The sequence below is a fragment of the Streptomyces sp. NPDC002054 genome, assembly GCF_040296685.1.
In the GTDB taxonomy this organism is placed as follows: domain Bacteria; phylum Actinomycetota; class Actinomycetes; order Streptomycetales; family Streptomycetaceae; genus Streptomyces.
Genome location: NZ_JBEOXT010000057.1, coordinates 12,980 through 39,174 on the forward strand (window position 1 = coordinate 12,980; position 26,195 = coordinate 39,174).

21 protein-coding genes and 11 pseudogenes are annotated in these 26,195 nt (G+C 68.2%); 15 read left to right on the forward strand and 17 right to left on the reverse strand.

From position 1 onward, the window contains the following. Positions 1-53 precede the first annotated feature (53 nt). The 3 genes and pseudogenes from ABT123_RS34590 to ABT123_RS34600 form a co-directional block, all read right to left on the reverse strand. Entirely contained in the window at positions 54-521 is a 468-nt protein-coding gene (locus tag ABT123_RS34590; RefSeq protein WP_351322060.1) for a hypothetical protein, read from the reverse strand. Between the two features lie 171 nt (positions 522-692). Next, entirely contained in the window at positions 693-1,061 is a 369-nt protein-coding gene (locus tag ABT123_RS34595; RefSeq protein WP_351322062.1) for a hypothetical protein, read from the reverse strand. 423 nt (positions 1,062-1,484) lie between these two features. Next, positions 1,485-2,254 (reverse strand): annotated as a pseudogene (locus ABT123_RS34600) (transposase). 100 nt (positions 2,255-2,354) lie between these two features. Here ABT123_RS34600 and ABT123_RS34605 point away from each other — a divergent pair. Next, the gene (locus ABT123_RS34605) at positions 2,355-2,768 is read left to right on the forward strand and encodes a hypothetical protein (protein WP_351322064.1); all 414 of its coding nucleotides are present in this window, start codon (positions 2,355-2,357) and stop codon (positions 2,766-2,768) included. A gap of 88 nt (positions 2,769-2,856) precedes the next feature. Here the strand turns inward: ABT123_RS34605 and ABT123_RS34610 are convergent, their stop codons facing one another. Together ABT123_RS34610 and ABT123_RS34615 are read right to left on the reverse strand one after the other, a co-directional pair. Continuing rightward, positions 2,857-3,051 carry a hypothetical protein gene (locus ABT123_RS34610; RefSeq protein WP_351322100.1) on the reverse strand — a complete coding sequence of 65 codons (195 nt, stop codon included), beginning with the start codon at positions 3,049-3,051 and terminating at the stop codon, positions 2,857-2,859. A gap of 290 nt (positions 3,052-3,341) precedes the next feature. Next, positions 3,342-3,476: pseudogene (locus ABT123_RS34615) on the reverse strand (transposase family protein); the annotation flags it as partial. Between the two features lie 564 nt (positions 3,477-4,040). Here ABT123_RS34615 and ABT123_RS34620 point away from each other — a divergent pair. Together ABT123_RS34620 and ABT123_RS34625 are read left to right on the forward strand one after the other, a co-directional pair. Then, entirely contained in the window at positions 4,041-4,256 is a 216-nt protein-coding gene (locus ABT123_RS34620; protein ID WP_351322066.1) for a DUF6243 family protein, read from the forward strand. A gap of 535 nt (positions 4,257-4,791) precedes the next feature. Beyond that, positions 4,792-5,139: pseudogene (locus ABT123_RS34625) on the forward strand (transposase); the annotation flags it as partial. An 18-nt stretch (positions 5,140-5,157) separates the two neighbouring features. Here ABT123_RS34625 and ABT123_RS34630 read toward each other — a convergent pair. Then, positions 5,158-6,353: pseudogene (locus tag ABT123_RS34630) on the reverse strand (IS110 family RNA-guided transposase). Between the two features lie 228 nt (positions 6,354-6,581). Here ABT123_RS34630 and ABT123_RS34635 point away from each other — a divergent pair. From ABT123_RS34635 to ABT123_RS36820, 3 genes and pseudogenes are all read left to right on the forward strand, one after another. Further along, positions 6,582-7,048 (forward strand): annotated as a pseudogene (locus ABT123_RS34635) (IS5 family transposase); the annotation flags it as partial. Between the two features lie 528 nt (positions 7,049-7,576). After that, positions 7,577-7,804 carry a hypothetical protein gene (locus ABT123_RS34640; RefSeq protein WP_351322068.1) on the forward strand — a complete coding sequence of 76 codons (228 nt, stop codon included), beginning with the start codon at positions 7,577-7,579 and terminating at the stop codon, positions 7,802-7,804. 1,142 nt (positions 7,805-8,946) lie between these two features. After that, positions 8,947-10,191, forward strand: coding sequence for an SGNH/GDSL hydrolase family protein (locus tag ABT123_RS36820; protein WP_502971156.1), 1,245 nt, complete (start codon positions 8,947-8,949; stop codon positions 10,189-10,191). Here the strand turns inward: ABT123_RS36820 and ABT123_RS34650 are convergent. The 3 genes and pseudogenes from ABT123_RS34650 to ABT123_RS34660 form a co-directional block, all read right to left on the reverse strand. Further along, positions 10,184-10,420: pseudogene (locus ABT123_RS34650) on the reverse strand (IS21 family transposase); the annotation flags it as partial. The gene ABT123_RS36820 and the pseudogene ABT123_RS34650 overlap by 8 nt on opposite strands. A gap of 38 nt (positions 10,421-10,458) precedes the next feature. Further along, a complete protein-coding gene (locus ABT123_RS34655; RefSeq protein WP_351322072.1) occupies positions 10,459-10,887 on the reverse strand; it encodes a hypothetical protein in 429 nt (142 codons plus the stop codon). 625 nt (positions 10,888-11,512) lie between these two features. Continuing rightward, positions 11,513-11,689 (reverse strand): annotated as a pseudogene (locus ABT123_RS34660) (dihydrofolate reductase); the annotation flags it as partial. Between the two features lie 198 nt (positions 11,690-11,887). Between ABT123_RS34660 and ABT123_RS34665 the strand changes: the two are divergent. After that, positions 11,888-12,364, forward strand: a pseudogene (locus ABT123_RS34665) (SRPBCC family protein); the annotation flags it as partial. Between the two features lie 691 nt (positions 12,365-13,055). On the opposite strand, the gene ABT123_RS34670 reads toward ABT123_RS34665, so the two are convergent. Continuing rightward, positions 13,056-13,445, reverse strand: coding sequence for an SCO4402 family protein (locus tag ABT123_RS34670; RefSeq protein WP_351322076.1), 390 nt, complete (start codon positions 13,443-13,445; stop codon positions 13,056-13,058). A 529-nt stretch (positions 13,446-13,974) separates the two neighbouring features. On the opposite strand from ABT123_RS34670, the gene ABT123_RS34675 reads away from it, so the two are divergent. Continuing rightward, the gene (locus tag ABT123_RS34675; RefSeq protein ID WP_351322078.1) at positions 13,975-14,133 is read left to right on the forward strand and encodes a hypothetical protein; all 159 of its coding nucleotides are present in this window, start codon (positions 13,975-13,977) and stop codon (positions 14,131-14,133) included. 551 nt (positions 14,134-14,684) lie between these two features. Next, positions 14,685-15,395: a CE1 family esterase gene (locus ABT123_RS34680; protein WP_351322080.1), complete on the forward strand. Its 711-nt coding sequence runs from the start codon at positions 14,685-14,687 to the stop codon at positions 15,393-15,395. Positions 15,396-15,407: 12 nt separating this feature from the next. Here ABT123_RS34680 and ABT123_RS34685 read toward each other — a convergent pair whose 3' ends face one another. Together ABT123_RS34685 and ABT123_RS34690 are read right to left on the reverse strand one after the other, a co-directional pair. Continuing rightward, on the reverse strand, positions 15,408-16,055 hold the full coding sequence (locus ABT123_RS34685; protein WP_351322082.1) for a transposase: 648 nt from the start codon (positions 16,053-16,055) through the stop codon (positions 15,408-15,410). A 33-nt stretch (positions 16,056-16,088) separates the two neighbouring features. Beyond that, the gene (locus ABT123_RS34690) at positions 16,089-16,673 is read right to left on the reverse strand and encodes a DinB family protein (RefSeq protein ID WP_351322084.1); all 585 of its coding nucleotides are present in this window, start codon (positions 16,671-16,673) and stop codon (positions 16,089-16,091) included. Between the two features lie 5 nt (positions 16,674-16,678). Here ABT123_RS34690 and ABT123_RS34695 point away from each other — a divergent pair, with 5 nt between their 5' ends. Then, positions 16,679-16,807 (forward strand): hypothetical protein, encoded by a 129-nt coding sequence (locus tag ABT123_RS34695; RefSeq protein WP_351322086.1) that lies wholly within the window; start codon positions 16,679-16,681, stop codon positions 16,805-16,807. 137 nt (positions 16,808-16,944) lie between these two features. On the opposite strand, the gene ABT123_RS34700 is transcribed toward ABT123_RS34695, so the two are convergent. From ABT123_RS34700 to ABT123_RS34710, 3 genes and pseudogenes are all read right to left on the reverse strand, one after another. Continuing rightward, positions 16,945-17,967 carry a DUF2599 domain-containing protein gene (locus tag ABT123_RS34700; RefSeq protein ID WP_351322088.1) on the reverse strand — a complete coding sequence of 341 codons (1,023 nt, stop codon included), beginning with the start codon at positions 17,965-17,967 and terminating at the stop codon, positions 16,945-16,947. 427 nt (positions 17,968-18,394) lie between these two features. After that, positions 18,395-20,191, reverse strand: a complete 1,797-nt coding sequence (locus tag ABT123_RS34705) for an FG-GAP repeat domain-containing protein (protein ID WP_351322090.1) — start codon at positions 20,189-20,191, stop codon at positions 18,395-18,397. A gap of 168 nt (positions 20,192-20,359) precedes the next feature. Further along, positions 20,360-20,731: pseudogene (locus tag ABT123_RS34710) on the reverse strand (phage tail protein); the annotation flags it as partial. Between the two features lie 682 nt (positions 20,732-21,413). On the opposite strand from ABT123_RS34710, the gene ABT123_RS34715 reads away from it, so the two are divergent. Beyond that, positions 21,414-21,836 (forward strand): hypothetical protein, encoded by a 423-nt coding sequence (locus ABT123_RS34715; protein WP_351322092.1) that lies wholly within the window; start codon positions 21,414-21,416, stop codon positions 21,834-21,836. Positions 21,837-22,050: 214 nt separating this feature from the next. Here the strand turns inward: ABT123_RS34715 and ABT123_RS34720 are convergent, their stop codons facing one another. Beyond that, positions 22,051-22,647, reverse strand: coding sequence for a hypothetical protein (locus ABT123_RS34720; RefSeq protein ID WP_351322094.1), 597 nt, complete (start codon positions 22,645-22,647; stop codon positions 22,051-22,053). Between the two features lie 589 nt (positions 22,648-23,236). On the opposite strand from ABT123_RS34720, the gene ABT123_RS34725 reads away from it, so the two are divergent. Further along, positions 23,237-23,473, forward strand: coding sequence for a hypothetical protein (locus tag ABT123_RS34725; RefSeq protein ID WP_351322102.1), 237 nt, complete (start codon positions 23,237-23,239; stop codon positions 23,471-23,473). Here ABT123_RS34725 and ABT123_RS34730 read toward each other — a convergent pair. Next, positions 23,459-23,935, reverse strand: coding sequence for an ATP-binding protein (locus ABT123_RS34730; RefSeq protein WP_351322096.1), 477 nt, complete (start codon positions 23,933-23,935; stop codon positions 23,459-23,461). The genes ABT123_RS34725 and ABT123_RS34730 overlap by 15 nt on opposite strands. A 221-nt stretch (positions 23,936-24,156) precedes the next feature. On the opposite strand from ABT123_RS34730, the pseudogene ABT123_RS34735 reads away from it, so the two are divergent. From ABT123_RS34735 to ABT123_RS34745, 3 genes and pseudogenes are all read left to right on the forward strand, one after another. Further along, positions 24,157-24,315: pseudogene (locus tag ABT123_RS34735) on the forward strand (IS5 family transposase); the annotation flags it as partial. A gap of 187 nt (positions 24,316-24,502) precedes the next feature. Then, the gene (locus ABT123_RS34740) at positions 24,503-25,885 is read left to right on the forward strand and encodes a site-specific integrase (RefSeq protein WP_351322098.1); all 1,383 of its coding nucleotides are present in this window, start codon (positions 24,503-24,505) and stop codon (positions 25,883-25,885) included. After that, positions 25,882-26,195, forward strand: a pseudogene (locus ABT123_RS34745) (hypothetical protein); the annotation flags it as partial. The gene ABT123_RS34740 and the pseudogene ABT123_RS34745, both read left to right, overlap by 4 nt.

The window sequence follows — 26,195 nt, forward strand, 5'->3', positions numbered from 1 at the left end:
CTCGTGTCACCCCACGTTATGTGAACCTGACGCAGGCCGCTCAGTCGATCCACCTACCTGGTAGCGGTCACGCTCGTGGGCTCCGTCGGCGCGCCGAAGTTGTGAGTCACGGAGAAATTCGCGTGGGCGCTGTCGTCACTGGTTTCCCCGTTTTCCGCCGTCAGGATGTACCGCACTTCCCCACCGTTGCCGAGCCGTCGGCGCGCGGGAGTGGCCACATCTTCGAGATCGGTGTGATCACATTCCACCCATTCGTACAGGGAGAGCTTCACGGTGGACGTAACCAGTTCGCCTTCGAGTCGGAGCCGAATGCTCAGCTCGCCCAGGGTCTCCCCATCGGCACACACCGGAATCAGCCACGAAGTTCCAGGGCTGGCATGCCTGAGTTCGAACGTCTTGTTGAAGTTGCGGGTCTTGGTTTCCCCGCCCGACAAAAGTCCGGACGCGTCATGGACGCGCAGGAATCCCATGACGGTAACGCGGTGGATCGTTGCCGCCTCGGCCGACTCCGTCGTCCCCATGAAGGCAATGGGAGCCAGGAGAGTCGCAGCCACCAAGCAACGCCCAAGCCTCATCGCACACCTCTTTGAAGTCAAAAGTTGAGCTCGATGCGCACTGGAGGGGGTGGAGCGCCACTCAGTGGGGCTACTTCCACCATCAACAGAATCCCACTGGCTCGATGCCGACGCATCTCAAGCAAGCGAAGCACACATCTGCGGCAGGCCCGGCTTCACCCCCACCACCGCCCGCCACACCGGCACCCGATCAGGCAACAGATACAGCGCCTGCTGCACCGCCACCGTCTTCCCCACCCCCGGATCCCCGAACACACACCCAATCCCCCTGGCCGCGACGGTGTGCCCCACCGCCTCCACCACCGCAGACACCGGGGCCGTCGACACCACACGAGCACCTGGCACAAACAACCGCACCCCACCCCGCGACGGCGGCCCAGCGTCCTCCTCACCGCCCTTGTCTGTCCCGGGCCCTGGCGGGGCCGCCAGGTCCGCGTCGACCACCGGCAGGCCCGCATCCACGCGCTGGAGCTTCAACTCGGCCAAGACCCGGTCATAGCGGCCCGCCTCGATCCGGTTCCGGGACGGCCGAGCCACCTCCAACACCCGCCCTGCTTGCAAATCCCGGCGCACCACGCGATGGAGCGTTCCCAGGGATGGCACACCCCCGAGCAGGGCGAACCGTCGGCCGTCAGCCGCCAGTGCAGCGCCGCGACGTTCCCGCCCACCTCGGCCAGGACCGCCCGCTGCTCGTCATCCAGAGTGAACCCGTCCTGCCGCGGCGCCGGCTCCAGGCGGCCCTCACGCGCCTCCGCCAACCACTTCCACACCGTCCGGACCGTCACCCCGGCAGCCTCCGCCATCACCCGCACATGCAACGACGACACCGACCCCGGCCCCTGATCCACCGCCAACAACCGATCTTCGAGTGCCTCGGGCATGGTTGGCCGCAGGTGCGGGCCTGCTGGTCTATCCGGCGAGGGCGAGGTTGTGGAGGCGGGCGATGCCGCTCATGGCGTGGTGGACGCCGTCGCCTTTGAGGCGGCAGTCACGGAGGATCTTCCTGGTCTTCATGCGGGCGAAGACGTGCTCGATGCGGGCGCGGACCTGCTTGTGGGATTTGTTGTGTTCCTCTTTCCAGTCTGGGCGTTGGGCCTGGCCGTGCTCGCGGCGGTGCGGGATGAGGAGGCCGGTGCCCGGGTAGCCGCCGTCGGCGATCGTGAGGGTGCTGCCGACAGCGGCTTTGGCGCCGGATTCCTCCCAGGCCTTGCAGTCGTTGCGGTTCCCGGCGAGCGATCGGCCGACCACGACGACCAGGCGGGTGTCGGCGTCGATGACGACCTGGTGGTTGGTGGAGTACTGGTAGTTCTTCGACCGCGCAGCAATGGTGTGGTCGCGGGTGGGCACCAGGGTGCCGTCCACGATCAGCACGGTGTCCTGGGCGAACCGCTTGCGGGGCTGGAGCGCGAGCATCGGCCCGAGGTGGTCGATGATCCGGTCCGCCGCCGACTTGGACACCCCGAACAGCGGGGCGAGTTGCCGCATGGTCAGGTTCGTGCGCCAGTAGGCCGCGACCAGCAGGGCCCGGTCCTCCAGCGGAAGGCTCCACGGCGGGCCCTTGCGGACGGCGTCCACACCCTGACGCCGCAGAACGGTCACCAGCTTCCCGGCTGCCTCGGGCTCAGCCCGCTGAACGGGGCTATCCAGGACGGCTCCGAAGCCGTGATCACACCAGCCACGGCGAGAGCGTCTCACCTTGATCACGCTGCGGGGCCCGCCAGCCTCTGGCGGGACACATCTCGGTCGCCCGGACGGACTCGGCATGAGAGCCTCACGCCCGTGGCTACTGAATCTGAGGTGGGAGAGCTGTTGCACCAGCGCGGCTGGCGGACGGCGTTCACGGTCGCTGAACGGGTGAACGCCTGGGCTGCCCTGGTGAGCGTCATCGAGCGCGGCTACGGCGACGACATCTACGAGTACACCAACGACCTCTACTGCCGAAACTGGCTGCACGAGGCGTGGCTCCTGCTGGACGAACACATCGTCCAGCTCTGGACCCCGCAGATCAGAGCCCTGGACGACCAATACAAGGCCGCGACCATCGACGACGACGGCCAAGCACTCGACCAGTTCCACAGACTGCCCGGCCCTGACCTGTGGTGGTGGCGGCGCCACCCCCGCATCCTCATCGGAGACCTCGGGCGTTCGCTTCGCTCGGCCGGTGCCATCGGCGCCGACCCGGACGCGGCATGACCCTCAGCCTCGTGGGATTACGGGACAGCGCTTACGAGCTCGTGCATGGTTGGCGGCGGGATGTCGAGGGCGGTGGTGGGACTCGGTGTCACCTCTGTTGTTCCATGATCCGGTCGGCAGTCTGCTGGTGGGACAGCAGCGCGGCGACGGCTTGGACGGTGTCGCTCATGTTCTCGCGGCGACCGAGGTGACGGGCGAGTGCTCTCCAGTTCTTGAGGTGGGCGATGCCGTGCTCGACTCGGATGCGCCTGGAGGAGTGGGCCTTGCACTGGCGTTCGTGCATCTCCTCGTACTAGTCCGGCGGGTTCTTTGAACTTGCGGTGGGGCGGTGTCACGACGCGGCCGCCGGTCTGGGCGCCCAGTCCCTGGTAGCCGGCGTCGGCGGTCCTTACTTCCGACGGCCGGCCGCCGGACGCGGATCTCGGTGCCGTCGATGATCCCGGTCTGACCGGTGGCGCCGAGATGCTCGACGACTTCGGCCAGAGTCCGCAGCCGTGTTCCGCGGACGATGGTGCAGCCCCGTCCGGCCAGCAGGGGCCGGACCTCGCCGACGGCCCGGGTGATGGTGGAGCGGTCCACGCCGAACCAGCAGGCCAGCACGTCGTGCGTGACGGCGTGGCGAAGGTGCACGAGCGTGGCCAGGAGCCGGTCGACGAACACGCCGTGCCTGGCACCTGCACCGACGGCCCGCTGCCGCGGCCTGGACATCAGCCTGGCCTCATGCCGTTCCTGCCACAACGGACCCACCTCGACAACAAGCTCGACGATCACACCGGCCGACAGGCCCGTGAGCCTTATCTCGTTCTCAGCTGCAGCCCCCAAAGAGCACGGGCACGCTCGAATAATTGTCCCGGAACGGCGGGGCGCACGTGAGATGATCTCTCATGGCGTCAGTGTGCTCGCGACCACTGACACCGCCCGTGGCGGCCCAGCAACGCAAATCCGGACCTGCCCCGGGCGGTCGGCCAGCACCGGCGGGTGCCGGCGGGTGCCGGCGGGTGCCGGCGGGTGCCGGCGGGTGCCGGCAGTGCTGAGATCTCCGGAAGGAAACGGCTGACCCCGGGCGCTCGCCGAAGGCCCGGCCGGCGCCGGGGCGGCGAAAGGGTTGGTCTGAGGGGCCGACGGAACCAGGTACCGTCTTTGTCATGTTCTTCCAGAGGCCGATTTACGAGTGCGAGCGTGATGGGCCCCCGTGCTGACGTCCTTCGACGTCGCCGCCCGTCCCCCACCGATGAATCCGTAGATCACTTCACATCACCACTGGGAGAACCCGTGACCGACAGCAAGAACATCAACAACCCCGTGGGCCAGGGCGGCGGCCAGCGCAAGAAGCTGTCCCGCGCCGAACGGCAGAACAACGGTCCGCACCGCAACCTCGACCGTCAGGGTGCTGCCGACCAGAAGGCGGAGCTCGTGCGCAAGATGCGCGAGAAGGCACGCGCTGCCGAGGCCGCCGGGCAGGCGAGCGACGACACCGCACAGAGCTGACGCACCGCCGCCGCAGGGCGGCACCGCACGGGCAGGGCCCGGACCGCGCGCGGCCGGTCCCGCTCAGCTCTCAACCGACCACCCGCGTCTCGGCCGACCACCCGGGGCAGCCGCAGATTCGGCAGCCCGTCACCGCCACCCCGAGCTGCACCAGCAGCTCAGCGCATTCCGCGCGCCCAGCCCGGGCGACACCGCAGCCAGTAACATCCGCGCACGTTCGCAGCCGTTCTCGGGGCCTGTGCCCACCCACCCCTAGGGACGGACTGTTCCGTCACATGATCCCGGACAGGCCCTGGTCGAGCCCCTCGGCGCCGGGCCCCGCAGCATCACCTCTGGCGAGGCGCCGGTAGCCCGATCAGCGCCTCCAAGTACCTCTGCACCGGCTCGAAGATCCCGTACGGGATGTACCCGGGAAGCTCTGCAAGGTTTACCCAGGCCACCTCGGCGATCTCAGTCGGGGCAGCGACACGTGCGGAACCACCCACAACATCGCAGGCGGCGTACCCTATGTGGTGAGGCGGACGCTGGCCTTGGTATGGGGCGGGGTACGTGGAGTTGGATCGTTCCGGACGGGCTGTGGGAGATCGAGGAGCCGCTGATCCCGTCGGCGAGGGTACGTCCGCAGGGCGGCGGGACGCAGGACACGCCTGATGAGACGCTGTTCGCGGCCATCATTTATGTCCTGGTCAGCGGATGCGCTTGGCGGGCCCTGCCACCCTGTTTCGGGATATCGAAGTCGACGGCCCACCGCAGGTTCCTGATCTGGTCGAGGGCGGGGGTGTGTGGCCGGCTGCACGAGGAGATCCTGCACCGGCTCGACGACGCCGGCCTCCTCGACCTCTCGCCCGCGGTCCTCGACTCCGCCCACGTCCGGGCCAAAAGGGTGCCTCTATGGTTTTCGTCAAGCTGTAGCCGGTGTGGGTGGTTGGTAGAAGGTGCCGTCGCGGAGCATGGCGAAGAGGACGTCCAGGCGGCGTCGGGCGAGTGCGATGAGGGCGGCGATGTGGTGTTTTCCCTCGAGTCGTTTGCGGTCGTAGTAGGCGCGTGACTCGGGCTGGGAGAGCGAGGCGGACGCGGCGAGGTAGAAGGCTCTTTTGAGCTTCTTGTTGCCTCGGCGGGAGGGATGTTCGCCGCGGATGGAGGAGCCGGAGTTCCGGGTCACGGGTGCGAGGCCGGCGTAGGCGGCGAGGTGGCCGGCGGTGGCGAAGCCGCTGCCGTCGCCGACGTCGATGAGGATGCGAGCCGCGGTCCTGATACCGATGCCTGGCATCGAGATCAGGACCTGGGAAAGAGGGTGGGCCTCCAGGAGTTCCTCGATCCGGGTGGCGAGGAGTTCCCTGGTCAAGAACGGACTGGAGCGACTTGCGAGGTTGGAGACGATCAGCACGGCCGCCTCCGTGCCCGGGACGACGACGGTCTGTTCGTCGAGTGCGGTGAAGATGTCCTCGACCAGTCGCTCGGCCATCCGCGGCGCCTCGGGACGTATCAAGGTGACGAGGCGACGGCGTCCGGCTTTGCGGATCTGAGCCTGGGAGCCGAACTGGTCCAGCAGTTTGAGCACGGCCGGGTGCTGGATCTGCGGGCCCAAGACCCGTTCCAGGGAGGGGTGGATATGGGTGGGGAGGCCGCGGAGCCGGTTGGCGATCCGGGTGGACTCACCCGCGAGGTCGTCGTCGAACCCGGCGATCATCGAGAGCTCGGCGACGGTCTCGCCGGTGGGATCGATCGTCCTCAGGGTGTGGGGCATCGCTCTGGCGGCGTCCGCGATGATGAACGCGTCGCGGGCGTCTGTTTCGCCTCACCGGGGTCAAGATCGGCGATCCGTCGCATTGTGAGTCCGGGCAGATAGGCGACCTGGCATCCCGCCTCCCGGGCGACCGCCAGCGGCAGGGCCCCGATGGAACGGCTGGCCGACGACCACCAGTACCGTTCCGTGCTTGGTCTGGAGCTTGTCGAACAGCTCCCACAGCTTCGGTTCGCTGTTGGGCAGCGGCTTGTCGAACACCTTCTTCCCCGCCCGATTACGGCGGTGGCGTGGTGATCACCCTTCCCAACGTCCAGGCCCAGATAGACGTCGATACCCGTCTCATCCGACATGCCCTTCGCTCCCGAGCTCGCGTTCTCCCCGGCCTCACCTACGGCATCAGCATGCCGGCATCCACGTTACGAAGAGACTGCCCGAGGGCGCTCGTGCCGCTAATCAGCGGTCTGCCAATGCCTCCGGCACCGGCGACACCACCCTTTCGATCATCTCGACTGGGGGCTCAAGTCATACCGGGGCCGAAGGCCGGGAGCCTCATTACGAGGCCACTAAGACGGTAACGGGGCGAACTCACAGGTCCGAGCCCCGTGGACCGGGGCAAGCCGGGCTCCAAGATGCACGTCCTGTCGGACGCGAACGGCCTGCCCCTTGTTGTCGGCGTCTCAGCGGCCAACACCCACGACAGCCAGGCGCTGAAGCCCATGGTGCTCGGTCACCAAACGAGACACGCCCCCCACCGCGGACGCCATTTCAAGCCCCAGCGCCTGCACGCCGACAAAGCCTACGACATACCTGAACTGCGGAAATGGCTGCGAGGCAAGCGGATCGGCGTCCGTATCGCCCGCAACGGCATCGAGTCTTCCGAGCGGCTCGTCCAGCGCCGGTGGGTAATCGAGCGGATCATGTCCTGGCTGAGCGGCTCCGCCGCCTCAACCACCGATACGAACGCGACTCCCGCAACTACCTGGCCTTCCTCAGCCTCGCGGCAGCCCTGTGCTGCCACATGCGGCTCGTCCGCATCACCATATAGGACACGGTCCAAGCCGGCTCGTGCTCCCGCCCGACGACCTCCTCTGGACCTGGGGCCCACACCCACACACCGGCCAACCAAGCTGAACACACCCAGGCCACAGCACCAGTGAGGGCATTACATCAATGGCCCGTCATACCAGGTTCTTCGAGGATGGCCTGGCGACGCTTCTGCCTGGCCGACGACGACGCCGGACCCTGCCTGTCGCCCCGGGAACAGCAGTGCGCAGTCGCCTCCTTCCTGGAGGCGTACTTCGCGGGGCCCTCCCCTTTCGAGAAGCCTCGGCCGATCGGCTGGCCCGATCGGCCGACCGGGCGCTCGTGGCGGCGGTCCGGAGCGTCGTGCCCCGCCAGGGTCCGGCACGTGGGAGACAGTGGGCCCCATGCCAACAGCCTTCGCCGGGTCAGGACGGCGCCGCCGCACCCCTCCTGGCGGCTGCCGCCCTCCCCCGCTCGCGATGGCCCCCTGCTCCGCGGAAGGCCCGACCGCCGCCACGGCCCGGAACCCGGGCCGAAGGACGCCCTGGTCATGGTGATCCGACCTGCGGAGAAGCCGTACGCCGGGGACACCGGCGAGGACGCGGAGGGCAACGAGGACCCGGGTCCCTGGCCGGGCGCGACCGGCACCGTGGCGAGGAACTGCATCGTCTCGTCCCGCCCACCGGCGGCTCGACGCTCCCCGCCCCGCGGTCGTCTTCGCAACCGGCGGATCGGCCGGGAGCCCCCGCCCGCTGCCGCCAGACGGTCGAGCCGCTGACCGCGGCCCTGCTTACCCCCTGCGCGGCGAGCTCGCCGTCGGCGCCGAACCGGTCCTAGCCCGTGCCGCGCTGGCCGCCCCCATGCCTGTACTCGTCTGCTGGGAACACACTGGCAACCCTCCCGCCTGATCCGGTCCCTCGACGCGCACCAGGTATTCGGCATCCCCGCCGCCTGGCCCGGCCGCCATGAACTGGTGCGGGTGTTCACCCGCCAGCAGGGCCGGTGGAGCCTCCGCGAACCCCGCAGCGCGTGCTGTCAGGAGGATGCCCAGCACGTCGAGCGTCGTCCGACGTTCTCCGACCGGCAGAAGGGTGCAGGAAGATGAATGGTGACGAGCCGGCGGCGCCGGCCGAACGAGGGGGCCGCCGCAGCATGGCGCTGTGGTGGGGACCGCGGGTCATGTTCGTGGGCGGCGCCGTGGTGCTCGTCGTGGAGTCGAGCCGCGGAGTGCCGCTCTCGGAGCTGCGGCTGGCCCTGTACGTCTTCTGTGCCTGCAGTGCCGTCTTCATCGTGCGACAGCTGTGGGTCGGGCATCAGCGAGGGCCGGGCGGGGACGCCCCGCGCTGGCTGGTGCGCGCGGCCGCGTTCCTGACCGCCGCAGGAGTGCTGGTACTCGTCGCCCACCTGACGGGTTTCGAGGGGGACGCCCTGCCGCTGGTCGGCTCGGTCCTGCTGCTGCTCGGTCTGGGCTGGTTCGTCGAAGCGTGGCGGGGAGCCAAGCCCGGCCAGCAGAGAAAAGACCTTCTGGTGTGGGGTGTGTCCCTGTGCGTCCTGACCGCGTTGACGGCGGGCGCAGCTGCCTTCCTCCTGCCCGAGGCCAAGGGCGGCCTCTTCCTGGCCCTGCTCATCGCCCTCGGCCTGGCCCTCTTCGTGGCCCTGCCGCTCGGGCTCAACGTCCTGTCCGAGTGGGGCGTGCGCCGGCTGCGCCAGCGGAGCTCTGCCGCGGGACCCGACGCCGGTGTCGGCATCGTCGGGTACCTGGGCATCGCCGGAATCGTCCTGGCCGTCGGGGTCGTCGCATGTCTGGGGTATCTGGACTGGGTACTGGCCGCGGTCCTCGTCGCCATGGCGCTGGTGCTGCTGCTGGCCATCGTCTCCAACACGCACGCAGATGTCGCCCTCGTCCTCGCGGCCCTCTGCATGCTCGCGGCGGCTCCCCCCGAGCACCCCAAACCACAGGCCCTCTTTCCCGCCGGAGGGCAGCGCGTCCTGGTGGCGATCGGCGACTCCTACATGTCGGGCGAGGGCGCGAGCAGTTACTTCGAGAGAACCGACGACGGCGGCCGCAACGAATGCCGGCGCTCGCCTTCTGCGTACGCGGTGGGACTCACCACGGGAGACCGGCGGTTCGACCGCGTGCTGTTCCTCGCGTGCTCCGGGGCGCGGACCTACAACGTCATCGCGAAATCCGATGCAAGCTTCCTCCAAGTGAAGGAGGGGAGGCCGGGCACCAAGATCCAAGCGCAGGGGAACGAGCCGGGTACCCAGATCGATCAACTCACGGGCCAGGCGTCCTCGTTCCGCCCCGCACTCGTCATCGTGGCGCTGGGAGGCAACGACGCCGGCTTCGCCATCCTAGGAGAAGCGTGCATCGCGCCCGGCGACTGCGAGGACCAGGAGTCGGTGTTCAAAAGCAACCTGCCGAAGGTCCGAGGGGCCCTCGCCGCGACGTTCCGGTCGCTCAGGAAGGCCCTGCCCGCCGACGTGCCTATCGTGGCCGTGCCCTACCCGCAGCCACTCGCCACAGCCGACAGCTGCACCGGAGTGGCCCTGACGAAGACCGAGCGGGACTTCATCCACCGGTTCGTGGAGAAGGTCAACAAGACTATGTTTGACGCCGCGACCGACGCCAAGGCGGGCATCGAGTACCTGGCCGAGATGAAGGACAGCCTCAAGGACCACCAGCTCCAGCTGTGCCAGGGGAGAAAAAGCAAGGCCGGTATCAACTTCGTGGACATCGCATCGGTCAACGGCCTCGCCTCCCAGCGGTTCAGCCCGGCCAAATGGATCCACAACAGCCTCCACCCGAACGAGCGCGGCCACGAAGCCATGCGCGACACCTTCACCACCTGGCTGAACAAACACCCCGGACTGCTGGAGCAACGCGCGCCCACGGCCCAGGGGCAGGCCACGAGCCAGGCCCTGCCGGCACCCGAGCCCGAGCCCGAGCCCGAATGCAGCATGACCCGCAACGCCGGGAACCCGCACTGTCAGAACCGGATCCGCGCCTGGGAGCTGGAACAGACCCGCGGGCGCTGGCCGTGGCTGCTGCTCGTGCTGCTCGGACTGGCCGTCCTGTGGGTCGCGAGCATCGCCGTCTTCAGCCTGCTCCCCAGAAGGGAACCGCCCTACAGGGATCCCGCCTCCAAAGCGCGGGCGAGGTAGGGAGCCGTGCGGCGACCTCGACGATCTCCGGGTTGCGGACCGCCATCCCCGCGACGTGGTCGATCGTCACCGTCTTCTCGTTGTCCGTGAGCACGCAGGCGGGCACTCGGCCGATCCTGCGGAACGTGGCGTCCAGACAGGCGGTGATCTTCGGCAGGGTCTTGTCCCAGATCGGTATCACCGGCCCGTCGCCGAAGTCGTACTGCAGCCAGAGCCCCGGCTCGGTCACCTTCTCTGAACTTGTGCTTGAGCACTGATCGGTCGGGCTCAGCTCTTGTGGTAGAGCTCGTGGTAGGTGCGAAAGTCGAAGAAGCGCAGGCCGTCGAGCTCGGCCCCGGACTCGATCTCCTGCAGAATCCAGGGGCGGTCGGAGTAGTCGTCAGTCGCGACGCCTCCGTGCTCAAGCAGCAGCGCGACCAGTTGGTGGACCTCTGCGGTTCCGTCGATCCGCCCGGAGAAGTCGATCTGGACTGCCCAGGTGGGGTGGTGACCGACGGCCGCTTCGACGGCTGCCATGTCGTCAGGATCCCAGTCGGAGAAGCGGTAGCCGCTCTGCTCGTCGTCGATGTCGATGTCGATGTCGATGTAGAGGCTGCCTGCCAGAACCCACGGCTCGCGCTGCTGAGGCAGATGCCGATCGAGTGAGGCGACGGTCTCAGCTCGCTCACCTGCAGGGAACAGGAACACAGTGCGCATGGGTGGAGCGTAGGTGGTGCGGCTTCCCGGGGACCACGGATATGCAGGGCTGTCGTCGGTCCGTCGCCGCTGTGGTGGTGCGCGTGGCGATGTCGGCGAAGTTGGGCATGCCCAGGTTGACGGCTGCCGAGCGGCGGGCGAGCAGGTTGTCGAGCTGTGCGAGCTTGGCGTTTGCCGCCGCTCCCAGGCTGACCTTGGGTCCTTCGGCTTCTCCGCCCCAACCTTCGCGTTCGGCTTCGGCGATTCGGGCGATGAGGTTGTCGCGAATGTCGACAAGGCGGCGGCGCTGGGCGGGGTCGGACCGCAGCAGTGGGCATCGGATGCCTGCGTTCGCTGCTCCCTCCTACGCCCCGACCCGGCCCAGCGCAGCAGGCTGGCGGAGATCCGCGACAACCCCTTGGATCGGATTGCCGAGGCCGAGCGGGAAGGCTGGCTCGGCGAGATCGAGGGGCTCCGCACCAGCCTCGCCGGCGCCGAAGCCAAGATCAACCAAATCGACGCGGCGGCCCGGCGCTCCCGTCCTGCTGGGCCTGCCCGCTCCCCGATCAACTCCGTAAACGCAGCCGGAGGCCCGATCTTGTGTCACCGTTCGCAGCGGACTTCTTCGCGTACCCGCTCAGATCAGTCAACGGCGCACCCGATAGCGCAGGTGAAGCACCCGGTCGCCCTGAATCACCACGTCAGGATCCTCCAACAGGTGCTGCGCGTGGACCGACCCGAAGTAGCGCTTGCCGGACCCGAACACGACGGGTACGACATCCATGCGCACCTCGTCGATCAGGCCCGCGGCAAGCACCTGGCCTGGATTTGCGCGCGGGAGTGGGCACGGCTGCTCGGCGAACAGGGCCGACAGGCAGAGGCACTGGAGATACTCGCCCCGTACCTCGCTACCCTTTACCTTACGGAAGCAGAATGCAGTGCCCTCAGCCGAGGAGCACGACGAGCAGCACAAAAGCACGTTGCCCCAAAGGGAATGATGCGCACCATGAAATACACCGTCTCCATCGAGATCGCCCTGCCGCGGGAGAAGGTGGTCCAGCTGCTCGCCGACCCGGCACACCTGCCGAAATGGCTGCGGGGTCTGGTGCTGCACGAGCCGCTGAGTGGGGAGCACGGGCAGCTCGGCACCAAGTCGCGGGTCGTGATGAAGATGGGCCAGCGGAAGATCGAGTGCACCGAGACCATCACACGCCGGGAACCGGAAGACCTGCGCGAGATCCCGAAAACGAGCGTCGTTCACTTCGACCGCGAGATCGTCGGCGAGGGCATGTGGAGCGCCGTGCGCGACCGGCTGACCGAAGCCGGCCCGGAAACGACGCTCTGGGAGAGCGAGAACGAATACCAGTTCAGCGGCTTCCTGATGAAGCTGGTGGGACTTCTGATGCCCGGCGCCTTCCGCAAGCAGTCGCAACAGCACATGCAGGACTTCAAGGCGTTCGCCGAGCAGGGAAAGGACGTCCGCGGAGCGACGGACTGATCTGCCGTAACTGGTCAGGCGTCTGACGGAGTGGCGTGTTGATCTTTGCGACCCTCCCACGGAAGTCGACCAGGTCAGGCCGTGGCCCATCAGGAAGCGGAATGATGTAGCCAGCACAACACCGCCTACTTGCTGTCCCACGCCTCCGGCGAGCGGAACCATGTGTGATCCGTACGTGCTTCCTGGCCAGAGCCGGCCCGCCTCTGCCGCCTCGGTACCGGCGGACCACAGGCCCCCGGCCGCGCCCCGGCCCGCGCGGCTCGACACCGGGACAGCACTGCCGCTCTCCCGCCTGCCCGAACCCGAGCCCACCCCGGCCGGCCGCGCTCCGGAGATCCGGACCCCGCGCCCGGCCCCCGCCGCCCCGCCCCCGCGGGCCGCGCAGCGTCCGGCGAGGCGCGACATGCAGGGCCAGCGCCCCGCCGAACAACCGGTCCAGGACCCCCCTCCCGGCCCCGTCGGACCGCCTCACCGAGGCCGGCCCCGTACGGACCTTCCCGTGGGCCTGGTCAAGAGTGGGGGCGCTGGAGTTCATCCATACGGCAGGACGGGGACGCGAACGGCGGCCTGCGCACCCTCAAAAAGGGCCTTGCAGGCCGCCGTCACTCAGCCCAGCGCAGGCAGCGGCTGGTTCCTCGGACGGGTCCGCTCCACTCGCCCCATCACCAGCCATGCGTGGTCGGGTGTCCGGTCACACCATGCTGCTCAGCGCTCTTCTGGCTGCCTCCACGACCAATGGCCACCGTCGCGAGGCAAGGTAGACCGAGTCAGGCGCATCCCCCAGCTCATCGATCAATGGGTAGAGCACATCCGAGAGCTCACGCATTGCCCGCGCCTCGTTCTCATTCCGAAGCACCTCTCCGACTACTCCCTCCGGATCCTCCAAGACGCGGGTGTCATCGAGGAAGTTGACGACCATGGTGAGGTCATCCACGTCAGCCGGTCCCCGAACCTCGGCCAACCACACACGCTGCTGATGTTCGGGACTGGCCAGCGAGCTCAGCATCGAAGCCATCTGCAGGCGTGCGTCCGGGAACTCAACCCCGTCGTAGCTCACTGCGGGCTGTTCCAGCTCTTCCATTTCAGCCAATCCTCCAGGCCCGACTGCTGCTCTGGTCAGCGGTTCTTGCCGCAGAACCCGGCCACCAATGGATCACGTGAACAGCCACGCTTCGTAACAGCCAGGCACCTCCCAAGAGACGCCTCGCGGGAGCGGCATGATCACTCCATGACAGCCAAGATCCGATGCCCGCCGGGTACAAACAGCGACAGCCTCCTGAACCTGGCTGACGCCAACCCACCCCTGGGCCTTGCGCGCCACGGTGACCGTTTTCAGGTCCATCTACGTGGAGCAGCACCACAAGTCACCGTCACGCCGTCCACAGGCCCGGCGATTGGCACCTGCAGGCCGGCCTTGCCGGCGCGGCCCGGCGCAGGGCGGCGGCCTCGGTCGCCGCGCCCTGGCGGCGGCGCTGTGTACGGGCCTGCTCGATCGGCGCCGGCGGATTGACGGGACGAAGGCAGGCTGGGGGAACGCGCGGCGGCTGAGGTGAAGCGCCTTCAGGAGGAACTCGGCGACGCGCCTCAGAAGTGGACCGACCGAGCAGCGCGTGACCTGGCGGGACGCGTGGGAGGACTGGCGTAAGGCCGCGGAGGAGCTGGACGTCGCCTTGACCGACCACGCGGAGACGACCGGTGTGGACCGCGGCGAACTCGAAGCCGCGGTCCAGAAGGCCGCAGGCCACGTCCCACGTCTGTCGCAGGACTGACCGACCCGCTGGCAATCGAGTGCCTGACGCCCGACCGCCCCGTTGGCAGCCACCGCGAGGAGGAGCGGCGACGCCCACGACGTCCCGGGTCCGTACGACAGGACGGTCGTGCGCTTGCGTTGGCGGCGGCGAGGCGTGCCTGAGTCGGCGTAGACGGTATGCCGGTGCCCGTCGGCCGCGCTGATGCAGTCGTCGCTGCCGAAGGGGCAGATCACGTCGTTCCTGGCCGCGCCGGCGAAGTGGGAACCAAACTGTTGGCCTCTCTCTGTCATTGAGCCGTCGTGCCGGCCGAGCGGTAGGGGCCCGTTGCGCGTGCACCGAACTCATGTGTGCTAGAACCATCCATTCCTCTGGACCGCCCGGCGCGCCGCTGCCACCATGCCCCCATGCGGACACGCTGTTTACGAATCGCCGCTCTGGGCCTGCTGTTTCCTCTGGCTGGCTGCAGCGGGCACACGGACGACGGCGGTACAGGGAGGGAGAAGGCCTAGCAGCCTTCGGCGGAGCAGCCGGCAAGAGAGACGCCGCGGCCCGGCGATCAGAAGGTCACCATGACCTGGAAGGGCAAGCAGCGGGAATACACAGTCCATGCTCCGCCCAACTACACGCCGACCGAGCGACTCCCCCTGATCGTTGTCATGCACCCCTACCCGGCCGACGGCACCTATGCGGCCGAACTGACCGGCTTCAACGCCAAGGCCGACAAGGAAGGCTTCCTCGTCGCCTATCCGAACGGAATGGATCAGGCGTACAACGCACTCATCTGCTGCGGCGCCGAGGACGACATCGGCTTCATCGGCACGATGACGAAGCACCTCGTCGACACATGGAAGGCCGACCCTCAGCGCATCTACGCCACCGGTATCTCCAACGGCGCGGACATGTCCTACAAACTCGCCGTCGAGCTCCCGGACACGCTGGCCGCGATCGCCCCGGTCAGCGGCGGCTACATCGGCCCTGCCGCGCAGAATCCCTCGTACATGCCGAAGACTCCGGTGTCCGTCGCCACCTTTGTCGGCGGTCTCGACAAGCACTACGACGAATTCGAGCAGGGCATCAAGTCCTGGACGGAACGTCTGGATTGCAAGGCAGGACAGCCCGACAAGGTCAAGGGCAACAACACACGCACGTTGGCGAAATGCCGTGACAGGTCGGAGTTCACGACCTACCGCCTCCCGGACATGGGCCACGACTGGCCGGGCAGCAAGGACCAGAGAATGGGCGATCCAGTGACGGGCGTCAATGCGACCGATCTCATCTAGGAATTCTTCGCATCACACCCGAAGACGTCGCTCTGAAGGCAAAGTTGCGTCAACCCGCGCACCGCTGACCCAGGGGCGAGGCGCCCTACTGTTCGGTGACGTCGTGCCTGCCTCACGGCTGGGCTCGCCGTCACACCCGGGCAAGCAGGACCAGTGGCGGAGATCGGCAAACTCCTCGGGCGGTTCGGGCTCTGGCACCGGCGAGCCACGACCTCCGGTCCGGCGGGCTGCCACCCAACACGTGCAGCTTGCTGCCCTTCTGCCGCGATCGACCGGGTTCGGCCCGGTCAGCGATCCCCCCTTTTTGGCGCGAACGGAGGCCGCGTCGACGATCGCCGAGGTCGAGTCCACCTCGCCGCGGGCCCCGAGTTCGTCCAGCACCGCCCGGTGCAGCCGACGCCGCAGGCCGGCCTCGGTCCATACCGTGAAGCGGCGATGCGCGGTGGCGGGCGACGTGCCGAGCGGCGGCGGCAGATGCCGCCAGGCACAGCCGCTGGTCAGCGCGTACACCACTGCCGTGAACACGGCCCGCTCGTCACACGGGGCAATCCCACTACCCTGCGGACGAGCAGCGAATGACGGCAGCAACGGGGCGGCCGGCTCCCAGAGTTCATCAGGAACCAGACGCTTCGATAGATCAGCGCCCACGACCGGCAGCATGCCGCACGAACATCACGTCACGTGAGACAACTTCTAAGCCTTGATTGGTGCGGCCGACCTGGCGGCCTGCTCGATCTTCGCGCAGTAGGCTGCACGGGCTTCCTCGTCGATCTGCGTCTCGTGTTCGGCGCGCAACCCGGTCCGGCCGTCGAGGCCCTCGCGCAGGATATCGGCGTGCCCGGCATGCCGGATGGACTCGCCGAGGACATGGACCATGATGGCGAACAGGTTCGTGTCGGCATAAGGCTCCGGCCACCACGGCACGTGGCCGGGGGCGTCGAGGGAAAGCTCGTTGATCGTCGCGTCCGAGTGTTCCCACGTGCGCCGGTAGAATCCGATGACCTGATCGCGGGTCTCGTCCTCGGTCGCCCACAGATCGCTGCCGTTGGAGTCCTGCCACCGGGGCAGCGGTTCCGGGGACGGGCGGTCGAAGACCTCGCCGAAGTACCTGGCCTCGACGGTGGCCACGTGTTTGACCAGGCCGAGGAGGTTGGTCCCGGTCGCTGTCAAAGGGCGGCGGGCGTCGTATTCGGACAAGCCGTCGAGTTTCCAGAGCAGCGCCTTGCGGTCCCGCCGCAGTCTCCCGTGCAGGTTGTCTTTCGCGAATTCATCGATCATGCGGCATGAGCCTGCCATGGGCTGCTCGTGGTCTCAAGATCCCGTACGTGGTCCCCAACGACTGGCAGAGCCGAGGCCTGGCCATGGCCGCCGCCCTGACCTGCTACAAGAACCTCGTGAAACTTGCCACGTGAGACAACGTCCAAGGGCCTTACCTGCCCATACGAGGGTTCAGAAACGGCCCCCTGGGCGGGCGCGCCGGTGGTGAGCACCACCCACGGCTGCCAGGGGGCCGCTCCTCCTAGGGGCTCAGGTCATCGTCGCCGAGGGCTCACTCCTCCGCGGGCCAGCCCGGGTTGCACTTGGCCTTCAGCCACTTGGCGGAGTCCCATTCCCAGTTGGGGCGCCAGGTCTCCAGGTCCCAGGTCGGTCCGCCGAAGCGGTCGTCGCCGAAGGGATCGCGGAACGCGAAGACCGAGTGGCAGTAGAGCTGTTTGCTGACGACGTCCTGCTCCTCCGCACTGAACGCGGGCGAGGGCGACGGGATGACCGACCACACCTGGTTCCACAACTCCTGCAGATGGTCGTCCGCGTGGCTGAACCCGACCTCGGTCGGCGTCACATGGACGGAGCGCTTGCCCGCGTACGGGTCCGGGGTGGAGGCCAGGCTGTGGTAGATCTCGGTCTTCGCCACCCACGGCTTGTTGGTCATCCCGCCGTAGCCGACGCACTCGCTGCGGCAGACGTAGTAGCCGTCGCTGTGGCCGCCGCTCCAGACGATGAACCTGGTGTTCTCGTAGTTCTGGCGTACACCCGTGTGCTGGGACCCGAAGCCGCCGATGGCCTCGGTGACGTACTCGTCGGACGTCGGATAGCCGAAGGCCCCGCGCTCATATCCCCACTGCGCCCAGAGCTGGCCGATCCGGCCGGTCACCCCGTACGCGCGCGCGGTCTTCGTGGGGTGCCAGTAGAACGTCCCGCCTTGGAACTGCTGCCGGATGCCCTGGCCGTCCGGGTTCCGTAACTCGTCGCCGACCGGGTAGCCGAACTTGCCGCCCTCCCAGCCCTGGCGCGCCCAGGCGTCACGCACCGCGCCCCATACCGGGTGCGCGCCGGCGGCGGCCGACCAGTAGATCGACCCTCCCTCGAACACCGTGAACGCGCCCCGGCCATCCGGCGTGGGCAGCTCTTCCGTGGTCGGACACTTCAGCTGCGAGTTCCAGCCACCCATGCTGAGGTACTTGTCGAGGATTGCACCGCGGACCCAGTGCCCGCAGATCTCCTGGTCCGCCGCCGCGGCCGGGGCCGGGACCGCGCTCAGCGTGGTGAGCGTGACGAACGCCGCAGCCAGCACGGCCACAAGTCTGGACAGGACGCGCGGAGCGCGGGGCCTGCGGCGGCCCGCGCGAACAGTAGGTCGCATTGGTGTCGTTGCTCCTTTGTCAGATGGCCTGTCGAGGCCAGGTACGGAGCGCAGCCAGGGGAAACGCGGGCCGCGGCCGTCGACCACCAAGCAACCAGCCGAACGCTTGGCGATCTTGGCGCCAGTCAGATTGACACGTCCGACCATGAATGGAAAGGACTCCTTTCTAAGTGGATGTCGACATTCTGCGGCTTGGACGTACCCCCGCGTGCGCCGCCCCGACCACTGCCCCCGAACGCCGTGGCGCACCAGGCGGAGCGCGCTGAGCGTCTGGCGGAGTCGGGCGCGGGCCCGGTAGCCGGCCGGGGCCGGCGGGCGGGCCCGCGCCGTCGCTCTCAGCGGCCCGGGGCCGCGAGGGTCAGAGCATGCTCTTGTAGATGTGCCACCCGGTGCCGAACTTCACCCGGGGGGCGAAGGTCGCGGTGCCGGTCTTACCCGTCGAGGTGTACGTGTACACGACGCCTCCCGGGAGGCGGGCCATCAGGTCGCCCTTGCTGTCGCCGTTGATGTCGCCCGGGACGAACAGCGTGTCGTACTGGTTGAAGCCGCTGCCGACCTGCTCCCGGGCGGCGAACGGCGCGCTGGCCGTGCCGGTGCCCTTGTAGAGGAAGAGGCCGCCGGCGGAGTCCCGGGCGAGCAGGTCGGGCCGCCCGTCGCCGGAGTAGTCGCCGGCGCCGACGAGGGTGTTGTAGCCGTTCCAGCCGGTGCCGACCTTGATGCGCGTGCCGAACTTCGTATATAGCAGGCCGTCGCCGGGGTGCAGCCACAGGACGCCGGCGGAGTCACGGCTGACCAGGTCGCCCTTCCCGTCGCCGGTGAGGTCGCCGGGGCCGGCCATCATGGTGTAGTTCCACGACGTGCTGACCTTCACGCCGCGGACGTAGAGGTCGGTGCCGATGTTCTGCACGTAGCTGGCGTGGTTGTGGCTGTTGAGGCCCGTGGCATACGTGTTGCGGGAGCCAGGCGTCTCCTTGCCGGCCGCGACCGGCGGCGACAGGTAGTCGCCGTTGGCCAGGGCGTAGTACTTGGCCAGGACGTTGTCGGCCTGGGTCATCACGTTCTGGCCCTTGCCGAAGAGCGATGTGGTGCCCGCGCCGACGATGAACTTGTTGCGTTCGTAGCCGCTGCCGAAGTAGGCGGGTGCGGCGAACTTGCCGCCGCCGATCGACTTGAACCAGTACTCCACGCCGTCGTGGTCGCGGGCGAGCAGGTCGCTGCGGCCGTCGCCGTCACCGTCGTCCGAGCCGGTGATCACGTTGTACTTGTTCCAGCCGGTGCTGACCTTGACGCCGGGCTTGAGCGGGGCGGTGGCGCTGCCGGCTCCCTTGTGGAACCACAGTTCGCCGGCCAGGTTACGAGTGAGGACGTCGCCGATGCCGTCGCCGTCGACGTCGTTGGCGCCGACGATCTGGTCGTAGATCCCCCAGCCGGAAGCGACCTTGACCCGGGAGTTGAACGGCTTGCTGACCGTCCCGGTTCCGGTGTACAGCCACAGGTCACCGGCGGGGTCCCGGGCCAGCAGATCGGGGCGGCGGTCGCCGGTCAGATCGCCGGTGGCGATGAGGCGGTTGTAGATCTGCCAGCCGCGGCCCGACCACAGGGGCGCCGAGGTGCTCTTCACGCCCGCCTCGTAGAGCGTGAGCACGCCGTCGAAGGTGAGTGAGAGGAGTTCGGGCTGGGTGGTGCCGCCGACGTCGCCCACCGGCAGCAGGTCCTTGAACGAGGCCTCGGGATCCGGATCGGTCTTGTAGACCGTGTACTCGCTCCAGGCCTTGATCGATGACAGGTAGACGGCCGTGACCTGGTCGTACTCCATGACGATCATGTCGCTGACGCCGTCGCCGTCGACGTCGTGCCGCGGCTTGGCGGCAGCGGCCACCCGGGCCGGGACCCGGGCCGGCATGACGACGGTCGGGAGCCCATGGCCGCGGGCCGTTCCGGTCACGGCGGACGGTGCCGGCGCCGGCACGGCCGGGCTCGGCACGGTCAAGCTCGGCGCGGCGATACTCGGCGCGCCCAGGCTCGGTGCGCCCAGGCTCGGCGCGGCGACGCTCGGTGCGGCGGCCAGGGCGCCGGCGGCCAGGGCGAGAACGCTCCCAGCGGCCAGGGCACGCAGCCGTCTGCGCTGCGGTGACGTGCGGTGCGATGTAGTCAAGATCCCCCCTGAGGATCGAACCGTGGGGCCCTGCCCTGGCACACGTCATGTGTGTGTCCGGGATCATGCATCCGTGCATGAACGGCCCCCCGCTTCCGTCCGTGCACGCTAAGCCCCGTAACCGACATTCACGTCGGCACGATCACTCCGGTTCCCGTTCCCGGCACATCAGTTGGGCTTCCTGCACCGGGCGTGTGAGGACGACGCGCCGGCGCGCCCCCTGCTCAGGGGCTGGCGGTCAGGTGCACGTGGCCCCGGGCGGGCGGCGTGCTGCTCGATGGTGATCTGCTTGTAGGCGATCGTGACGGTCTCTTTCGCCAGATCGCTGCCGGCGGAGTCGAGGCCGGCGCCGTCCCAGCCAGTGGCCCTGGCGCCGTTGAGCGTGACGCGGTGCGCCGGCTGTCCTTGCGGGTCGTACTGCGTGACGGTCAGATCCGGGTGCTCCTCGTCGGGCTTCTGCTCCGCCAAGATCTTCTTCACCCAGTCGGTGAAGGCGGGACTCTTGTCCATCCCGCGCACGACGTTGATGTCCGAAGGTTGCTCGTGACCGGGTCTCGAACCCCAGGGTCAGGCCGCTGACGCTCGGCACGCCTTCCACCTCGTGCTTCCCGAGGCCGATGGCGAGCACATGGTGGAGGTGATCTCCGGGCATGCTGAAGGCTTCCTTTCCGTACCCGGACGCTGCGGCCGGCCATTCCGCCGGGGCGTAGGCGAGGGGGTGGCGTTCGGACAGTCGGCGGCGTAGCGCAGCAGCACCTCGCGCTCGGTGGTGTCGACGGACAGGCGCCACCGCCGACGCCGGCTTCGCGGAGAACCTCGCCGCCGTACGGGCCTACTACGAGCAGCACGGGACGCCGGCCGCAGCGCGGCACGCCACCGCCCTCGACCGAGCGGTCGGGCAGTGTCTGACAAGCTGCGGCCGGAGATCCTGCGGCCCCTCAGACTGCGGACGTGATCCGACGCCAGCAGCAACGAGTCCGTGGCCGCTTCCCCGACGTCGCACCGGCCCGCCTGAAGCTGTTGCCGCGGCCGAAGACCAACCCCGAGGGCACCAGGCCGGTCAGCGACATCGCCACCGCCCACCGGAAGTGGGTGGAGTCACCTCCCGACCTCGCCGTTCCGGTCATCTCCATGGAGGCTGGCACCCAGGTGACGCGCCTGGTGCCGTTCGACAAGGCCCGCATCTTCACCTACGCCTACCGGCACTGCTACGCACAACGGCATGCCGACGCCCACTACCCAGGGCTACTACCGCATCGGCGCCGAGCGGCGCCGCGAGGCCGTCGACCCGGTCACGGCCCTGCGGTTCGACCGGCACGGCAACCGGGTCTGGCGCGCGGCGCAGAGCCCCGACCTCAAGGCCCATCTCGCCGACCTGCTGCGTAGCCGGGAACGCCTGATGTCCGCCTTCGAAGCTGACGACTGGGCCCGCACCCAGGTCATGCCCAGCAACGAGGAGATCAGCCACGTCCGCCGGCTGATCGACCGCGTGACCACCGACCTCGACCAGCTCACCGCCGAGGACCGGGCCCCGATCGAGCAGGCCGTCGCCCTCGTGCGCCGCTCCCGCACCGTGCACCTCGGCATGCCCCGTGTCGGCCGGCCCCTGCCCGACGTCCGACCCCCAGGGACCCACCAGCCGTGACCACCGCCATGAACGACGGCCGCCAAGCCGACACCGAACGCCGCCGCACCCGCGTGCAGACCGCCATCACCGCCGCCCAGCGCGACGGGACCCTGCTGACGGCGGCGGCCATCGCCCGCGCAGCCTGCGTCGACCGCACGTGTAGGCGTACTCCTGTGAGTGCTCCACCAAGTACAGAGATCCGTGCACCAGCAGTGAGGCTGTGAGCCAGTCATCATCCCGCGGGGATGGCGGTGGAAGGGCGATGAACCTCCAGGATGACTGCGGTGCCGGCCACAGTTCTGTCCTCGTGCATGGTGATCTGCTGGCCGGGCTGGACGTTCGCCCAGTGGGAGGGAGTGAGGGGAACGAGGCGAACCGTGGCTCGCCCGCCTGGCTCCAGAATGGGCATGTTCTCAGCCCAGAGCGAGGCGATGCTGACCGCACGTCCGCCGGTGGGCGAGAGGTGTCCGATGTCCCACATGGGTCGCAGAACACCGGCGCCGGAAATCGGTGTCGTGCGTCGCGCCTCGGCGGCAGGACGGAGCGTCAAATCCGCCCGGATCACGCCCTTGCGGATCTCGGAGCACCGCCAATGGCACCAGGCCGCGCTCCGCTCAAGCCGGAGCTGCCCAGCCGCGTCGGCGAGCTTCTCCCAGAACGCCAGCGGGAGCGAGCGACCGTCCCCGAGTTCCTCCAGCAGGCCCAGGGCGATCTCCCACTCGTCGTGGACGAGGTAGTCCCAGATGTCTCGCGCCGTGATGTCGTTCTCAGTGGCGGTCTCTTCCGGAACAAGCAGGGAAGCTGATTCGAGCAGCTCAGGGACGTCCATGCACTCATTGTCGACCACATGAACCATTAGGCTGCGCTTCCTTGGTCTCACGCGATGGCAACGAGCCGGTCCCTCTCCCAGTAGCTGGGGTTGTTCGGCCCGGCCTGACAGTCAGCGCCTGCGCTTAGAGTGCGGCGGGATGGGGCCGGTCCCGAGGCCGTCAGCACCGGAGAACGGCAGCCTCCCTGGTCTGCTCGGGGGCTGGTTTCGACCCAACCGGCGTCCAGGCATGGGTGCGGCTCTTCTGGAGTGACGCTGGTAGTCAGGCCAAGAGTGCGTATTCATGCTGGTCGGTCGGGGGAGAGAACCGCACCCGTACGAGAGACAGCACTTCCGGAAAGCGCCCGCAGCAGTCGATCGGCACACTTCCAAGTGGACCTTCGCTAAGGCGAGTTACCCAACTCCACGGGGAGAGGACGCATGGGTCTGACCGGAACGTCCGAAGCCGCCGACGGCCCGCACCGTCACCCGATGGGTCCTCACCCACCCCGACGCTTTACAGGAACCAGATCGAATCCAGCTGAAGACTGTCCCGGCCGCGTGCCCCGAACTCGATGTCCTGGCCGCACACGTGCGCTCGTTCGCCCACATGCTCACCCAGCTGGAAGGTCACCGGCTGCCTGAATGCACCGCCAACCTGCCCGCCCTTCAGTCGTTCGCCCGGCACCTCGAACACGACCTGGACGCTGTCATCGCCGGCCTCTCACTGCCCTGGAACTCCGGAGTCGTCGAAGGCCATGTCAACCGCATCAAGATGCTGAAACGTCAGATGTACAGCCGCGCCAGCTTCGACCTGCTACGGAAACGAGTCCTACTTGCCCGCTGAGCCGTCGGCTCCTGAGCGCAGATCGTGAATCGGGAACGTCTCAGATGGGAGGCGTGCCTCGCATCCCTCTCCGTGCAGTTCCTCTGGCCGCAGTGCCCAGGCGATGGCCTCGCCCGGGCCGAAGTACGAGGGATCGAGGTGGAACGTGGTCCTGGTTCCGTACGCCCTCCGCGCGGGGCACTCCTCCCAGACACCGACGGGAGCCACCCCGGCCAGCTCCTGGCGGTGACCATGGCCGTCCAGCCAGACCTCAATGAACGTGCGGACGCTGAGCGCGGCTGCTGCTGCAGGAGCCCATCGGTCCTTGTCGAGCAGCGATTCATAGAACCCTGGAAGGAGCCTTTGTCGCTCGTCGACGCTGTGAAGTTGATCGTCCTCCACTGTGAAGCTGAGGTCAGATGTGATCTCCACACTGATCTGCCCATGCGTACCGTCACGGCGGTGCAGCGCGTCCCAGACCACCCCGCTGAAGCACCTCAGTGGGTAGCTCGGAGCTATCCCGCTCAACACGGAAGTACATAGCCGGACGGGCCCGCACGTGCTCCTCGAACGCAATCACCCGAAGCTGATCGGCTGTGTAGCGCTCCACTCACCCTCCCCCGTCATTCGCCAAGCCACGATCATGGCACCCGTTCACGCCACGCTCCATGCTGTCCACTGAGCCGTAAGTGTCCTACGTAGCCAACCGCCGCCTGGCACGCGACTACGAGACCCTCCCTGCCCGCTCCGAAGTCGTCATCCACACCGCCATGACCGACCTCATGACCCGCCGCCTCAGCGGCGAGAACACCATCTCCTGGCGCGATCCGAAGAAGGACACCAAACAATCCATCCCGGGATGAAACGTCGGACGAAAACGACCTCTCAGTTCTCTGAACTCTGGCGCGTGCACGGCTGGGGTCGGTTGTGCATAGGCGGTTGTGCCGCTTTGCGCCTTGCGCCAGCAGAGGGTGCGCCGCACGCAGGAAGGACGCGGCTCGTCCTGTTGGGTTAGGCCCACTGTCAGAGAGTGTTGGCAAGATCATCGCCATGAATCGCACACGTACCACCCCGCCACGGCCGGTCGACATCGCCGCGGTCTTCCCCGCGCTGGCCCCGCTGGCCCGCCCAGCGGTCCGGCTGCACCCGCGTCCCGGCTCTCCCACCGTGCACGACAGCTCGATCGGCGGGCCCCTGCTGTGGCCCGCACAGGAACCCTGGCGGTACTGCCGCATCGAGCATGAAGGCCTCCACCCCCTGGTGCCCGTGGCCCAGCTGTACGCGCGGGACATACCCGTGCTGCGGCCGCCCGGGCGGACCGACCTGCTGCAGGTCCTGTGGTGCCCTTCGGAGCACGCGCCGGACTCAAGCATTCCGATCGAGTTGTCCTGGCGGACCGCCGCGGATGTCACCGACGTACTGGCCGCACCGCCCGAGCCGTTCGACGCGGACGAGGACCTCTACGTGCCTGAGCCGTGCGTGCTCGCGCCGGAGCAGGTCACCGAGTACCCCGATTCCCTGGAACTCCCCGAGGAGTTGAAGCAGCAGATCACGGACCCCGCGCCCTGGCGGGCGGCGGGCATCGTGGTCGATGATGCCGACCCGCAGGAGCTCTATGACGACGCGTTGTCCCACGCCCCCGGCTGGAAGATCGGTGGCTGGGCCCCATGGGGACTCACCGACCCCGTGCCGCGGTTCTGTGTGGCCTGCGGTAGCGCGATGACGCCGCTGCTGACCATCGCCTCGTCCGAATGGCACCGCGACAGCACGAGTTGGATCCCGTACGAGGACCGGGTGCCCGGCGCATCCGACGACAGTTGGTCCAATCCGCCCAAGATCACGGTGCTGGACGCCAATCACGGCACCGTCCGTTGGACGGGCCCCCTCAGCACCATCGACAGCGAGAAACGCTGGTCAGATGCTCGACGGCTCCTCCACGACGACGCCCTGCCAACCCCGGACCGCGTCGCCGGACTGCTGCTGATCCTCTACGCCCAGAAGATCGCGACCATCAGCCAGCTCACCGTCGACGACGTTCACCTCGACAACGGCACCGTCGCGATCACGTTCGGCACCTCGCCGGTCGTCCTCCCCGAGCCGCTGGCCGCGCTCGTCCGCGAACTCGTCGCGAGCCGCCGAGGCAAAGCCAGGATCGGAACCCCGGACGACGTCCCCTGGCTGTTTCCCGGCGGCCGCCCCGGACACCCGCTCGGCGACGACCGGATCGGCCAGCGTCTCCACAAGATCGGGATCCGGCCCCGGCAGAACCGCTCCACCGCGCTGTTCACCCTCGCCGCCGAACTGCCCGCCGCCATCCTCGCCAGAGTGCTTGGCATCCACATCCAAGTCGCCGTCCAGTGGCAGAAGGCATCAGCCGGCGACTGGGCCTCCTACGCCGCCGACGTCAGCCGCCGTGTCCCGGAGAACCAATGAAAATACCGATCACCATCCACCAAGCACGGCTCGGATCAACGGAGTTCAAGGTCATCCGACCAGCCCGCCCCCTGGTCCACGCCGTGCTCATCGACCACGACAGGCACCTGGACGCCTACCTCGATCAGGATGCCGCTCAGCGAATCGGCGCACTATGGAAGCTCGCCGCCTCTTCACCGCGCTCGCTGGTCCACCTGCCGATGCGAGGGAACCGGCCCCCCTCCCGTGAACTGCCAGAGGACGGCACGCGGCAGCTTGATCTCGTGCTGCTGCACCACTCGCTCCAGTTCGCGCCTTCACGCTGGAAGGA

Bases quoted from the DNA above. Each gene is read 5' to 3' on its own strand.
- ABT123_RS34740 (WP_351322098.1), top strand. From the start codon at position 24,503: ATGAATCGCACACGTACCACCCCGCCACGGCCGGTCGACATCGCCGCG.
- ABT123_RS34720 (WP_351322094.1), bottom strand. From the start codon at position 22,647: ATGGACGTCCCTGAGCTGCTCGAATCAGCTTCCCTGCTTGTTCCGGAA.
- ABT123_RS34640 (WP_351322068.1), top strand. From the start codon at position 7,577: ATGGTGATCCGACCTGCGGAGAAGCCGTACGCCGGGGACACCGGCGAG.
- ABT123_RS34690 (WP_351322084.1), bottom strand. From the start codon at position 16,673: ATGATCGATGAATTCGCGAAAGACAACCTGCACGGGAGACTGCGGCGG.
- ABT123_RS34685 (WP_351322082.1), bottom strand. From the start codon at position 16,055: ATGCTGCCGGTCGTGGGCGCTGATCTATCGAAGCGTCTGGTTCCTGAT.
- ABT123_RS34695 (WP_351322086.1), top strand. From the start codon at position 16,679: ATGAGCCTGCCATGGGCTGCTCGTGGTCTCAAGATCCCGTACGTGGTC.
- ABT123_RS34670 (WP_351322076.1), bottom strand. From the start codon at position 13,445: ATGGAAGAGCTGGAACAGCCCGCAGTGAGCTACGACGGGGTTGAGTTC.
- ABT123_RS34655 (WP_351322072.1), bottom strand. From the start codon at position 10,887: ATGCGCACTGTGTTCCTGTTCCCTGCAGGTGAGCGAGCTGAGACCGTC.
- ABT123_RS36820 (WP_502971156.1), top strand. From the start codon at position 8,947: ATGCTCGCGGCGGCTCCCCCCGAGCACCCCAAACCACAGGCCCTCTTT.
- ABT123_RS34610 (WP_351322100.1), bottom strand. From the start codon at position 3,051: ATGCACGAACGCCAGTGCAAGGCCCACTCCTCCAGGCGCATCCGAGTC.
- ABT123_RS34725 (WP_351322102.1), top strand. From the start codon at position 23,237: ATGCTCACCCAGCTGGAAGGTCACCGGCTGCCTGAATGCACCGCCAAC.
- ABT123_RS34715 (WP_351322092.1), top strand. From the start codon at position 21,414: ATGCCGACGCCCACTACCCAGGGCTACTACCGCATCGGCGCCGAGCGG.
- ABT123_RS34590 (WP_351322060.1), bottom strand. From the start codon at position 521: ATGGGGACGACGGAGTCGGCCGAGGCGGCAACGATCCACCGCGTTACC.
- ABT123_RS34680 (WP_351322080.1), top strand. From the start codon at position 14,685: ATGACCTGGAAGGGCAAGCAGCGGGAATACACAGTCCATGCTCCGCCC.